The sequence below is a fragment of the Acinetobacter sp. YH12226 genome (assembly GCF_013417805.1).
Classification (GTDB): Bacteria; Pseudomonadota; Gammaproteobacteria; order Pseudomonadales; family Moraxellaceae; genus Acinetobacter.
This window is the reverse complement of record NZ_VPDG01000009.1, coordinates 70,348-82,878: the sequence shown is the minus strand read 5'-3', so window position 1 is coordinate 82,878 and position 12,531 is coordinate 70,348. Positions and strand designations below refer to the sequence as shown.

The window sequence follows — 12,531 nt, the reverse complement described above, 5'->3', positions numbered from 1 at the left end:
TTAACTTCCTTTATTCACAACATATTGCTGTGATAAACCTCGCGCCATTTGATCTGCTTGCAAGATAGCCTCCAGATCATGTGCGGGTTGATTGTCCATCTGATTTAGGACGTGCTCAACTACCTGAGGAATTTGGGTAAATCTGATCTGTTGATTTAAAAATGCAGCAACTGCAATTTCATTGGCCGCATTTAAAATTGTCGGTGCAATTCCGCCACTCTGCATGGCCTGACGGGCCAATTTTAATGCAGGGAAACGGAGCATATCCGGTTCTTGAAAATTAAGTTGTGAATGCATAAACAGATCCAGTGGCGCCACATGCGTACTAATACGCTCAGGCCATGCCAAAGCATGTGCAATAGGCGTGCCCATATCCGGATTACCCATTTGTGCCAAAGTCGAACCATCAACGTATTGAACCATGGAGTGAATAATACTCTGTGGATGCACAACAACTGTAACAAATTGTTCTTGAACTGCAAACAAATGACAGGCTTCGATCAATTCTAAGCCTTTATTCATCAAGGTAGCAGAATCGACTGAAATTTTTTGACCCATGGACCAGTTAGGATGCTTGCAAGCTTGGGCAGGTGTGACCTCTTCAAGTTGCTGTATGCTGTGGTTCAGAAACGGCCCACCCGACGCGGTCAGCAGAATCTGGGATACACCCAGTTTGGGCTTGCCATGACGCTCTGCCTCAAAATAATGCGGTGGCAGACATTGGAAAATCGCGTTATGTTCGGAGTCAACGGGAAGCAATAAGGCACCATGATCGCGCGCTGCCTGCATCATGATGTCACCTGACATCACCAAGGCTTCTTTATTGGCCAGCAGTACGCGTTTACCCGCTTTCACTGCAGCCAATGTCGGCAACAAGCCTGCAGCACCGACAATTGCCGCCATAACGATATCAACATCCGCGTGTTCAGCCACAGCGATTAAACCGGCTTCATCTTGCAGAATTTCAATATCAGATAAATGGTGTTGCTGAAGTAGTTTTGAAAGTTCATCTACTTTTTCAGCCGGCACCACCACCACTTTAGGACAGTATTGCCGGCAAATTTCAACCAGCTCCTCGATACGACTTTGCGCGGTCACAGCAAAAACCGAGTATGCTTCAGGATGTCGCTGCAAGATTTTTAAAGTACTTTGACCAATGGAACCTGTAGCACCCAGTATACAAACTGCTTGTGACATTTATAAATCTACACCAATAAGTTTTAAAACAGCCATACCTGCTGCAAAGATTGGAGCTGCAGCAAGCAAAGAATCAATACGATCCAGTACTCCGCCATGTCCTGGCAAAATTCGACCTGAATCCTTAATACCGGCACGACGTTTGATCATGGATTCAAACAGGTCACCCAGTACCGAACTAAATACTGTAACGACAGATAAAATCAGGAATAAAATTAGTTCTGGCCAGGTCATATCCAGATAAAGCAAGGCGACTGCCGTTACAATCAGCATTGAGGTAACGATACCGCCATACAACCCTTCTACCGATTTGTTGGGACTAACATTCGGCGCCAACTTTTTCTTGCCGAATTTACGACCCACAAAATATGCACCACTATCTGCGCCCCATACCAGTAAAAACAGGTACATCAGCCACCACGGTGAACTTTGCCAGACAGAGAAAATTGCAGTAACCGCAGCAGAGATCAGAACTACGCCGATTCCGTGCAGGCTGGCGTTGTACCAGCCATCATATTCAGGATAGGTTTTAACCCAGTAAATGCTGAGCAACCAGGTAATTATAGAAGCTACCCATAACAATAAGGCAACTTCGGCAAAATACAATGCCAAAGCTGAAAGTGCCGCAGTGAGCACTCCATATCCCCAAGCAACAGGTTTGATGACATGTTTAAATTTTCGCGGCATGAGTTTGAACCACTCATAGCCGGCCACCCCAGCAGCAAGAACCATCAATACAAACATTGGATAATGTGATTCGGTAGCAAACATACAGCTCAGTACAACTGCTACCAACACCAATGCGGTTATAATCCGCTCAAACATGTATTAATTCTCAAGTTTTTCCTGATGAATCTGTTCTGATGTTTTACCAAAACGACGTTCACGCCCACCAAATACGGCAAGTGCATCATCAAGTTCTTCAACGGTAAATTCTGGCCATAGCGTCTCAGTGAAATAAAGCTCTGCATAGGCTGCCTGCCACAACAGGAAATTCGAAAGACGGAAATCTCCACCCGTACGAATCAGCAGATCAACTGCAGGTAAATCACCGAGGCTGACATATTGACCAAATACATCAGTATTAATTGCATCAAGATCTAATTTATTTGTTAAAACATCGCTGGCAATTCGCTGTGCAGCTTGTGCCATATCCCACATACCACCATAACTGATTGCAATAGTGAGTGTCATACTATTGAAATTAGCAGTCCTTTCTTCGGCATGCAACATAAGTCCCTGTAATTCTGGGGACAAACGGCTGCGATCACCGATAAAGCGTAAGGCAATATTGAATTTTTCCATGCGGGGCAATTGTTCATGAATGGTATCAACCAGCAATTTCATGAGCAATTCAACTTCAAACTGTGGACGATTCCAGTTTTCACTGGAAAAGGCAAATACAGTTAAAGCCTGGATATTTCTTTTTTTACAGTGTTCAACAATCGGATCCAGAACCGTTTTTCCTTCACGGTGTCCATCACCTTTCTGCATCTGATTTTTTTTGGCAAAACGATTGTTGCCATCCATGATGATGGCAACATGTTTCGGAAGACGGGGATTTTCTTCAGCAACGGTCATCGATGAATTAGACCTTCATCAATTCAGCTTCTTTCGCAGCCAAGCGCTTGTCAACTTCAGCAACAAATTTGTCGGTAATTTTCTGGATTTCGTCAGCAGCACGACGCTCTTCATCTTCAGAAATTTCTTTTTCTTTCAACAAAGCTTTGATATCGCCCAATACATCACGACGAATGTTACGGATCGCTACTTTGGCATTTTCTGCTTCATTACGCGCAACTTTTTGCATGTCACGACGCGTTTCTTCAGTCAACGCAGCCATCGGTACACGAATCGCATCTGCTGTAATTGGGTTTAGACCCAAATCAGATTCACGAATCGCTTTATCAATTGCAGAAACCATTGAACGTTCGAAAGGCTGGATTAACAAAGTACGTGAATCTTCAACACCTACGTTTGCCACCTGGTTCAATGGAACGTCTGAACCATAGTAAGAAACCATCACGTTATTTAAAATTGATGGATGCGCACGACCGGTACGAACTTTTGCAAAACCATGCTCTAGAGATTCTAGAGTTTTGTTCATACGGTCTTCGCTGTCTTTTTTAAGATCGTTAATCATATGATCTTCCTTACTTAATTCTTGAAAAGAGGTTATTACTAAATTAGCGTGTAGTATAAAGTGCTTTGGTGCTCACGTCATTAATTGGTAACGTGAGTCCCTTCTTTTTCACCCATCACAACGGAAAGCAATGCGCCAGATTTATTCATATCGAATACTTGTAGCGGCACGTTGTGATCACGACATAAACAGATTGCAGTTAAGTCCATCACACCCAGCTTTTCGTCCAGAACTTGGTCAAAAGTCAATGTGTCATATTTAACCGCATCATCATATTTGCTTGGATCTTTATTATATACGCCATCAACTTTGGTCGCTTTCAAGATCAAGTCTGATTCGATTTCAATACCACGTAAACAGGCAGCTGTATCTGTCGTAAAGAACGGATTACCTGTACCTGCCACGAATACACACACTTCACCCTGAGTCAGGTGACGGATTGCATCACGGCTTGAGTAAGACTCAACCACGGCACCAATTGGCAATGCAGACATTAAACGGGTTTTAATATTACGGCGCACCAAAGCGTCGCGAAGTGCCAAACCGTTCATGACTGTTGCCAGCATACCCATCTGGTCGCCAGTTACACGGCCAACCAGACCATCTTTTTGTAGCTGGCTACCGCGATACAGGTTACCACCACCCACAACAATACCTACTTGTACGCCTAAACCCACGAGGTGCGCAATAGAAAGTGACATCTGATCGAGCACTTGTGCATCGATCCCCATGTCTTTATTGCCTGCCAGCGCCTCACCAGAAAGCTTTAACAGGATGCGACCAAAGCGTGGCTTTTTAGAATCCAACATCATCAAACTCCAAAGTATTCAATTTAAATTTTTTTAATTCAAAATCTTAAGCAGACTTGACTGAAATGAGTTTTGCATACAGATCGTATTCATCTGCATCAGTAATTTCGACTTCAAGTAAATCCCCCGCCTTGATGACGCTTTTATCGATATCTTCAACAAAAACATTACCATCAATTTCAGGTGCATCTGCATAAGAACGCGCAACCGCTACCGGGAATTCATCTTCCAGGTCATCTACCAGCACAGTCATGGTCTGACCGATACGTTTTTGGAGTTTGGCTGCTGAGATTTCTTGCTGAACCTGCATGAAACGCTCATAACGCTCTTGTTTAATTTCTTCAGGAACGTGATCTGGCAAATCATTTGCTGTCGCACCTTCAACTGGCGAATAGGTGAAACATCCCACACGATCCAGTTGGGCTTCTTTCAACCAGTCTAGTAACATCTGGAAGTCTTCTTCGGTTTCACCCGGGAAGCCAACTACAAATGTGGAACGGAGTACCAGATCAGGACATTTCTCGCGCCAGATTTTCAAACGCTCCAGTGTATTTTCACTGTGCGCAGGTCGTTTCATCAGTTTGAGAATTTTTGGACTTGCATGCTGGAATGGAATATCCAGATAAGGCAGGATTTTGCCTTGTGCCATCAGGTCAATTACTGCATCTACATGCGGATACGGGTAAACATAGTGCAAACGCACCCAGATTCCCAACTGACCTAATGCTTCACACATGTCATAGAATTTGGTCTTAACCGGCTGGCCATTCCAGAAATCCAGCTTGTATTTCGTGTCCAGGCCATAAGCAGAAGTATCCTGGGAGATGACGAGTACTTCTTTTACACCGGCACGTTTCAGCGCTGCAGCTTCTTCAAGCACAGAACCAACTGGACGTGAGACCAGATCGCCACGCATGCTTGGAATAATACAGAAAGTACAACGATGGTTGCAGCCTTCGGATATTTTCAGATAAGCATAATGTTTTGGCGTCAGGCGGATGCCTTGTTCTGGAACCAGATCAATAAATGGATTGTGTTTTGGCGGCTCAGGCACGTATTGATGAACCGCATCCATAACTTCTTTATATGCCGCTGCACCTGTCACTTTCAGGACATTGGGATGCATTTGGCGAATCTTGTCTTCGTCTTTACCTAGACAACCTGTTACGATCACGCGACCATTCGCGCTCATCGCCTCACCAATCGCATCTAGCGATTCTTGCACTGCGGATTCAATGAAACCACAGGTATTTACTACAACTAAATCAGCACCGTCATAATCCGAAGCGACGTCATAACCTTCAGTCTTTAACTGGGTTAAAATACGTTCAGAATCTACCAATGCCTTAGGACAACCTAAAGATACAAAACCGACTTTGGGGGACTTCATGAATTTTCGCTCTACTAGAATGCGCGTATTGTATGTCTTTTCGCATCATAAAAATAGTTGAAAACCTGACTCTTTGCATCATGCACTAAAATATTGCCATAAAATATTCAACATACTTACCAATGCACCAAAATGAATCATTTTAGATTTACAGCCTCAATTTAATCCGCTATATCTAAGATGAATTGTGTTGCTCTGTCACATTTCTGCATTTCATCGCAATAAATAATCTCTAGTCATAAAAGTTGGCGTGCATCTTGCATCAAATCAGAACTTAAAATTGATTAAATTGCTTTATGAAGATGCCATTGCGCCATTTTAATACAGGAACAAACCCGCGAATGGATCAAATTATTCCGATCGACTATCGTGCTTTAGTGGACAATATGACCACGTGTATCTTATTGATAGACCGCGATCTTAATATTTATTATCTGAATTCTGCCTGTGAAGCCTTATTTGATGTGAGCTTATTCCGCGCGAGCGGCACATCTGTGCTCAATATTTTGCAAAACCCGACAGATGAGTTCAATACCGAAGAAGCCCTGAATAATACTTTAACTACGGGACAACCTTATACACGCCGCGAAGCCACTATTCTGGTCAACTTTAAAGACATTCATGTCGACTACACTGTTTCTCAGCTAAATCTGGGTAAACCTTATCATCCGTTGCTGCTCATTGAACTCAATCCTCGCGATCGCATGTTAAAAATTTCACGCGAAGAAAATCTGCTGCAACAGCATCAGGTAGCGCGTCAGCTGATTCGCGGTGTCGCGCATGAAATCAAAAATCCACTCGGTGGCATTCGCGGGGCGACTCAACTCCTGGCACGCAGTTTGAATGATCCACAATACAAAGAATTTACCGACATTATTATTAGCGAAGTGGATCGACTGAGAAATCTGGCCGATACCATGCTCGGTTCACGCCAGCTTCCGAGCTATGAGCTGGTCAATGTGCATGAACCTCTGGAACGGGTGCGTTCACTGATTGCCAATCAGACCAAAAAGAAAATCAAGATTACCCGGGATTACGACCTGTCCTTGCCTGAAGTGCTGGCAGACCGTGATCAATTGATTCAGGTCATTTTGAATATTTGCGCCAATGCCGTACAGGCCATGACCGAGAACAAGGAATTCTTTGTCGAACATCAACCGGAACTGATTTTAAGAACCCGGATTCAGCGTCTCTTTACCATTAACGGGGTGATTCACCGCTCTGTAGTACGGATTGATATTGAAGATAATGGCCCAGGTGTTCCGGAAGAGATTATCGAATCGGTGTTTTATCCGCTGGTCACCAGCCGTGCCAAAGGGACCGGACTGGGCCTCAGTATTGCTCAAAATATTATTCATCAGCACAACGGCATGATCGAGTGTCAGTCTGTGGCTGGAAAAACCGTCTTTAGCTTATATTTACCTTGGGAGTCGAATCATGTCGCGAAATAAAATATGGGTGATTGATGACGATCGTGCCATGCGCTGGGTACTGGAAAAGACCTTTAAAGAAGAAGGTCTGGATGTTACCAGTTTTGAAGAAGCACAATCTGCACTGGATCAATTGAGTCTGGAAGCACCTGATGTGATTCTGACCGACATCCGTATGCCAGGAATTGATGGTCTTACTTTCCTGGGCAAAGTCAAACACAATTATCCTGACTTGCCTGTGATTATTATGACGGCACATTCAGACTTAGAGTCGGCTGTATCCAGTTATCAAACTGGTGCTTTTGAATATCTGCCTAAGCCTTTTGATATTGATGAAGCACTGGCGCTGGTAAATCGTGCAATTTTACATATCACCAAGCTACAGCAACAAGAATCAGCAAAAGCGGCTCCACCAATTCAATCTACCGAAATTATTGGTGAATCGCCTGCCATGCAGGAAGTGTTTCGTGCCATTGGCCGTTTATCACAATCGCATATTACCGTGTTGATTAATGGTGAGTCTGGTACAGGTAAAGAACTGGTAGCGCATGCCCTGCATCGTCATTCACCACGCAGCTCAAAACCTTTTATTGCCCTCAATATGGCGGCGATTCCAAAAGACCTGATCGAAACTGAACTTTTCGGCCATGAGAAAGGTGCATTTACCGGTGCTAATACCCAGCGCCAAGGTCGTTTTGAACAGGCAAATGGCGGTACGCTGTTTTTAGATGAAATTGGCGATATGCCATTTGAGACCCAGACCCGTTTATTGCGTGTCCTAGCCGATGGAGAGTTCTACCGAGTTGGCGGTCATATTCCGGTTAAGGTCGATGTGCGTATCGTGGCTGCAACACATCAGGATTTGGAAAAACTGGTCCATGATGGTCGTTTCCGTGAAGACTTGTATCACCGCCTGAATGTAATTCGTATTCATATTCCAAAACTGGCACATCGCAGTGAAGATATTCCGATGCTGGCGCAGCATTTTCTGGCACGTGCCGGAAAGGAACTTGGGGTCAATCCAAAGATTCTGCGTCCTGAAACTCAGGAATATATGCAAAAATTGCCATGGCAAGGTAACGTGCGTCAACTTGAGAACACCTGTCGCTGGCTGACTGTCATGATCACAGGTCGTGAAGTCTATCCGGAAGACTTGCCACCTGAGCTGAAACAGATTCCAATTCATCAGCAGGATCCGGGTGCGCCAATTCCAACGCTGAACCAGATCGCACCGCATCACTGGGATGAATTGCTGGGTCAATGGGCGATGCAGAAACTCAAAAATGGTGAAATGAAACTTCTGGATGTTGCGACGCCAATGTTTGAACGCACCTTGATCAATGCAGCCTTGCAACAAACCCGTGGCCGTAAACGTCATGCCGCAGAACTTTTAGGTTGGGGTCGCAACACTTTAACGCGCAAGCTTAAAGAATTGGGCATGGATACTACGGATGATGAAATCGAAGAAGAAATAGAAAGTTAATCTTTCCATATAAAAAAGCGCCGATTGGCGCTTTTTTATTGATGATGATTTATGCAGTAAAACCCACATAGCGGAAATACCCATCTATGCCCAGATCAGACTTATATATCAGATAATTTGAATAAGTCGCTTGGGTGATTTCATCCAGCATATTCACCTGATCATCATTGGCATGCAGATCATCTACAGAACGCGGCATGCTGTGCTCGAATTCATCCGTCATATATTCAAAGCCAATATCCATGGCAATAAACAGGGTATGTTCACAAGGTTGCACATACTGCTCTTCTGCCCAATCAATCACGTTGTGCTGACAATGTGGACAGGCAATATTATCAGTGGCCTGAATCGAGAGTGGAATAAGTTGATAAGCCATATAAAAATCAATCTGTTTACTATCCGTATATTTTAGCAAATTTTATAGACTGACTTTATTCAATTAAAAACCTCGACGATAAAAAAAGGAATCTTCAGATTCCCTTTTTGTATTGACAGATATCAATGATCAATTACTTATGAGCAGCCTTATAACGTGATAGTGCGGTGACAGCTACTGCCGATACGACCACTGCTGGCAAACTTGCCACAAGAATGCCCGTCGTTCCCAAACCTAATGCCAGAATTTTTCCAGTTAATAATGGTCCAGTCATCGCCCCTAAACGTCCTAGAGAGATCGCACTACCCACACCGGTGACTTTACCTGCGCCTGAATAAAAAATTGGTGAGATCCCATACAGAATAGATTGGCCACCTGTAGAGAAAATACCCCCATGACTCTCGCCAAAATTAATAACGGAATAGAAGTTGTGGTGAATAGCAATACCAAGGCAACAAACAAGCCACTATAAATGATAGTCGCCATTTGCCAGAGCTTTAAACGGTCCAGTAAATAACCCAGGCTTAGGGTTCCAATGACAGCGCCCACCTGGAACACCAACATCACCAAAAATGCCTGCTGTTTCTGCAAACCTTGTTCCATAAGTAAATTTGGCAACCAGCTAATCAAAATATAATTGATCATCAAGGTAAAAAAGAAGCCAACCCAAAGAGGCACTGTATTTTTATACTGTCGCTGCTTGAACAACACCTCAGCCATTCCCGGCACAGCTTCGCCAGAAACCGGTACTTCCGCATTCACTTTAGGCTTATCTTTAAGAATAAATGCCATCAATGGAATCAGTGCTAAAGGCGTTAATCCCCCAATCAGGAACAAGGTTTGCCATTGAATCTCCGGAAGCAACATGGCCAGACCGGCAACAAAGATCGCCCCTACCGGCAAACCACAATACATCAGACTATTTAGCTTGCCACGGTTGGCTTCCGTTGCTTCATCACCGACGACTGAAATCATGGTTGGCATTGCCGCACCTAAACCCAAACCAGTAAAGAAACGCGCTGCATATAAAACTTCGATGCTTGGCGCAATTGCAGTCAACGACATGAACAGACCAAAAATAGTCACAGAAAGCATTAGGACTTTCTTTTGTCCTAGATAATCTGCAATACGTCCGCCAAAGAATGCGCCAAACAGCATTCCAAAGACACCCAGACTAAATACATAGCCCATTTGGATTTGATCTAAACCAAAGCTTGCTGCAATTCCTTTCGCCGCAATCCCGGGAGCTTGAAGGTCAAAACCTTCAAAAAATGCGACCCAGAAACATAAGAATATCGTTAATATTTTTTGGGCTTTTTCGCTGTATGACTGTGCCATGACTGATCTCCATCAATAATTCACAAACCGTTTGATAGTCTGACGATCCGTTGCATTATTCTTAACCTAATCTTGATAGAGAAATAGCACGACAATAGTCGGGTTTAAGCACATCAGCATGTGTAAATATCATCTAAATTAGACCTAAAAGATTGTATTTATAGACTTAATACATCTTAATAATATTTATTATATATATTTATCAATAACTTAATTTAATAGTAGTTATTTTTAATTCAACGATAGTCAAAACTTATACAAAACTACAAGCCGATAAAAAGCCCGCTTAACGCGGACTTTTCTAGCGCAAAATCTTAAGCAGATTTCTTTGCCTGTGCATTCTTACGAATTGTAATCATCACCAGTTGAACTGCTGCAGGCGTTACACCCGGAATGCGACTGGCTTGCGCCAATGTTTCAGGACGAACATCTTTCAGTTTCAGAGTAATTTCACGGGACAAACCCGACACGATGTCATAATCGAAATCTGCAGGAATACGGGTTTCTTCAAGACGTTTCATTTGTGCGACGTCTTCATGCTGACGATTAATATAACCCGCATATTTCACTGCAATTTCAATTTGCTCACCGACAAATGGTGATACTTCAGAATTGGTTAACTCTGCAATTTGAGCAAATGAAATGTTTGGACGTTTCAACAAATCAATCGCCGAACATTCTTTAGACAGGTCTGCACCGGTCATCTCAACGAATTTCTTACCCATTGGGTTATTTGGTGCGGCCCACAAGTGTTGCAAACGGCCTGTTTCTTTTTCCACTGCTTCCATTTTCTCACAGTACACTGCCCAACGCGCGTCATCCACCAGACCCATTTCACGACCAATGGCTGTTAAACGCTGATCTGCGTTATCTTCACGCAGCATCAAACGGTATTCGGCACGTGAGGTGAACATACGGTATGGTTCTTTGGTACCTAATGTGATCAGGTCATCGACCAGAACACCCATGTATGCTTCATCACGTTTTGGCGTCCATTGCTCCTGATCCCAAGCACGGCGTGCAGCGTTCAAGCCTGCAAGCAAACCCTGCGCACCCGCTTCTTCATAACCGGTTGTGCCGTTGATTTGACCGGCGAAATACAAGTTATTAATTGCTTTGGTTTCAAGGGTAAATTTCAACGCTTGTGGGTTGAAGTAATCGTATTCAATGGCATAGCCCGGACGAAGAATGTGCGCATTTTCCATACCACGGATCGAGCGAACCAGTTCAAACTGAACGTCGAACGGTAAAGAAGTCGAAATACCATTTGGATAAAGCTCATGTGTATCCAAGCCTTCAGGCTCCAAGAAGACTTGGTGAGAATCTTTATCGGCAAAACGGTGAATCTTATCTTCAATCGATGGGCAATAACGTGGTCCAACACCTTCGATCACACCCGTGTACATCGGTGAACGGTCTAAACCGCCACGAATGATTTCATGCGTGCGTTCATTGGTATGCGTGATATAGCAATTTACCTGCTCAGGATGCATAGACACATCCCCCATGAATGACATGGTCGGAGATGGGAAATCACCCGGCTGTGGTGTCATCACAGAGAAATCCACTGAACGCGCGTCAATACGTGGTGGTGTACCTGTTTTTAAACGACCTACTGGCAAGTTTAATTCACGCAAACGATGTGCAAGTGAAATAGATGGCGGATCACCAGCACGACCACCGCTAGATTTCTCCAGACCAACGTGGATGACACCACCTAAGAATGTACCTGCTGTCAGCACCACAGTTTTCGCATCAAAACGGATACCCATTTGGGTAACCACACCTTTAACGGTATCGCCTTCAACAATCAGGTCATCTGCGGCTTGCTGAAAAATATCAAGGTTTGCTTGGTTTTCTAATGTTTCGCGAATAGCCGCTTTATAACGTACACGGTCCGCCTGCGCACGTGTTGCACGTACTGCAGCACCTTTACGCGAGTTCAAAATACGGAATTGAATACCGCCTTTATCGGCAGCCAGTGCCATCGCACCGCCCAAGGCATCAATTTCACGCACCAAATGCGATTTACCAATACCACCGATGGCCGGGTTACAGCTCATCTGCCCTAAAGTCTCAATGTTATGAGTTAAGAGTAAAGTCTGTCGACCCATACGCGCTGCAGCCAGAGCCGCTTCCGTACCGGCGTGACCGCCACCGATAACAATGACATCGTATACTTTAGGATAATGCATAGTGGTAATTGAGAGATAAAAAAGAATAGCTGAGCATTATAGCAAATTTCACTCTAAAGTAGACAAATTCAGTTGAATTTATCCTGAGATAAATCGCACTTAACTCGCATAACAATAAAGCGCTGTAATTTAACTTTGCAGAGGAACTATATAAATTAAACATATAAGCT

10 protein-coding genes and 1 pseudogene are annotated in these 12,531 nt (G+C 43.9%); 2 read left to right on the top strand and 9 right to left on the bottom strand.

Annotated features, from left to right (window positions below):
• The 6 genes from ispC to rimO all read right to left on the bottom strand — a co-directional run bounded on the left by ispC (position 1) and on the right by rimO (position 5,539).
• Positions 1 to 1,197: a 1-deoxy-D-xylulose-5-phosphate reductoisomerase gene (ispC, locus tag FTV08_RS10470; protein WP_005266614.1), complete on the bottom strand. Its 1,197-nt coding sequence runs from the start codon at positions 1,195 to 1,197 to the stop codon at positions 1 to 3.
• Positions 1,198 to 2,022: a phosphatidate cytidylyltransferase gene (locus tag FTV08_RS10465; protein ID WP_004279883.1), complete on the bottom strand. Its 825-nt coding sequence runs from the start codon at positions 2,020 to 2,022 to the stop codon at positions 1,198 to 1,200.
• A gap of 3 nt (positions 2,023 to 2,025) precedes the next feature.
• The gene (uppS, locus tag FTV08_RS10460; RefSeq protein WP_004646714.1) at positions 2,026 to 2,778 is read right to left on the bottom strand and encodes a polyprenyl diphosphate synthase; all 753 of its coding nucleotides are present in this window, start codon (positions 2,776 to 2,778) and stop codon (positions 2,026 to 2,028) included.
• 7 nt (positions 2,779 to 2,785) lie between these two features.
• Positions 2,786 to 3,340 (bottom strand): ribosome recycling factor, encoded by a 555-nt coding sequence (gene frr / locus FTV08_RS10455; RefSeq protein ID WP_004279885.1) that lies wholly within the window; start codon positions 3,338 to 3,340, stop codon positions 2,786 to 2,788.
• An 80-nt stretch (positions 3,341 to 3,420) separates the two neighbouring features.
• Complete coding sequence (pyrH, locus tag FTV08_RS10450) at positions 3,421 to 4,149, bottom strand: UMP kinase (protein WP_004279886.1); 729 nt, start codon at positions 4,147 to 4,149, stop codon at positions 3,421 to 3,423.
• 46 nt (positions 4,150 to 4,195) lie between these two features.
• Positions 4,196 to 5,539, bottom strand: coding sequence for a 30S ribosomal protein S12 methylthiotransferase RimO (rimO, locus tag FTV08_RS10445; RefSeq protein ID WP_180087269.1), 1,344 nt, complete (start codon positions 5,537 to 5,539; stop codon positions 4,196 to 4,198).
• A gap of 341 nt (positions 5,540 to 5,880) precedes the next feature.
• On the opposite strand from rimO, the gene glnL reads away from it, so the two are divergent.
• Together glnL and glnG are read left to right on the top strand one after the other, a co-directional pair.
• Positions 5,881 to 6,990: a nitrogen regulation protein NR(II) gene (gene glnL, locus FTV08_RS10440; protein WP_005107202.1), complete on the top strand. Its 1,110-nt coding sequence runs from the start codon at positions 5,881 to 5,883 to the stop codon at positions 6,988 to 6,990.
• Positions 6,977 to 8,452: a nitrogen regulation protein NR(I) gene (glnG, locus tag FTV08_RS10435; RefSeq protein WP_004646710.1), complete on the top strand. Its 1,476-nt coding sequence runs from the start codon at positions 6,977 to 6,979 to the stop codon at positions 8,450 to 8,452. Before glnL ends, glnG begins: the two co-directional genes overlap by 14 nt.
• Before the next feature lie 49 nt (positions 8,453 to 8,501).
• On the opposite strand, the gene FTV08_RS10430 is transcribed toward glnG, so the two are convergent.
• The 3 genes and pseudogenes from FTV08_RS10430 to mnmG form a co-directional block, all read right to left on the bottom strand.
• Positions 8,502 to 8,828 (bottom strand): hypothetical protein, encoded by a 327-nt coding sequence (locus FTV08_RS10430; protein ID WP_004279890.1) that lies wholly within the window; start codon positions 8,826 to 8,828, stop codon positions 8,502 to 8,504.
• Between the two features lie 133 nt (positions 8,829 to 8,961).
• Positions 8,962 to 10,166 (bottom strand): annotated as a pseudogene (mhpT, locus tag FTV08_RS10425) (3-(3-hydroxy-phenyl)propionate transporter MhpT).
• 314 nt (positions 10,167 to 10,480) lie between these two features.
• Positions 10,481 to 12,361, bottom strand: coding sequence for a tRNA uridine-5-carboxymethylaminomethyl(34) synthesis enzyme MnmG (mnmG, locus tag FTV08_RS10420; protein ID WP_004279892.1), 1,881 nt, complete (start codon positions 12,359 to 12,361; stop codon positions 10,481 to 10,483).
• Between the last annotated feature and the right edge of the window lie 170 nt (positions 12,362 to 12,531).

Bases quoted from the DNA above. Each gene is read 5' to 3' on its own strand.
- ispC (WP_005266614.1), bottom strand. From the start codon at position 1,197: ATGTCACAAGCAGTTTGTATACTGGGTGCTACAGGTTCCATTGGTCAA.
- FTV08_RS10465 (WP_004279883.1), bottom strand. From the start codon at position 2,022: ATGTTTGAGCGGATTATAACCGCATTGGTGTTGGTAGCAGTTGTACTG.
- uppS (WP_004646714.1), bottom strand. From the start codon at position 2,778: ATGACCGTTGCTGAAGAAAATCCCCGTCTTCCGAAACATGTTGCCATC.
- frr (WP_004279885.1), bottom strand. From the start codon at position 3,340: ATGATTAACGATCTTAAAAAAGACAGCGAAGACCGTATGAACAAAACT.
- pyrH (WP_004279886.1), bottom strand. From the start codon at position 4,149: ATGTTGGATTCTAAAAAGCCACGCTTTGGTCGCATCCTGTTAAAGCTT.
- rimO (WP_180087269.1), bottom strand. From the start codon at position 5,539: ATGAAGTCCCCCAAAGTCGGTTTTGTATCTTTAGGTTGTCCTAAGGCA.
- glnL (WP_005107202.1), top strand. From the start codon at position 5,881: ATGGATCAAATTATTCCGATCGACTATCGTGCTTTAGTGGACAATATG.
- glnG (WP_004646710.1), top strand. From the start codon at position 6,977: ATGTCGCGAAATAAAATATGGGTGATTGATGACGATCGTGCCATGCGC.
- FTV08_RS10430 (WP_004279890.1), bottom strand. From the start codon at position 8,828: ATGGCTTATCAACTTATTCCACTCTCGATTCAGGCCACTGATAATATT.
- mnmG (WP_004279892.1), bottom strand. From the start codon at position 12,361: ATGCATTATCCTAAAGTATACGATGTCATTGTTATCGGTGGCGGTCAC.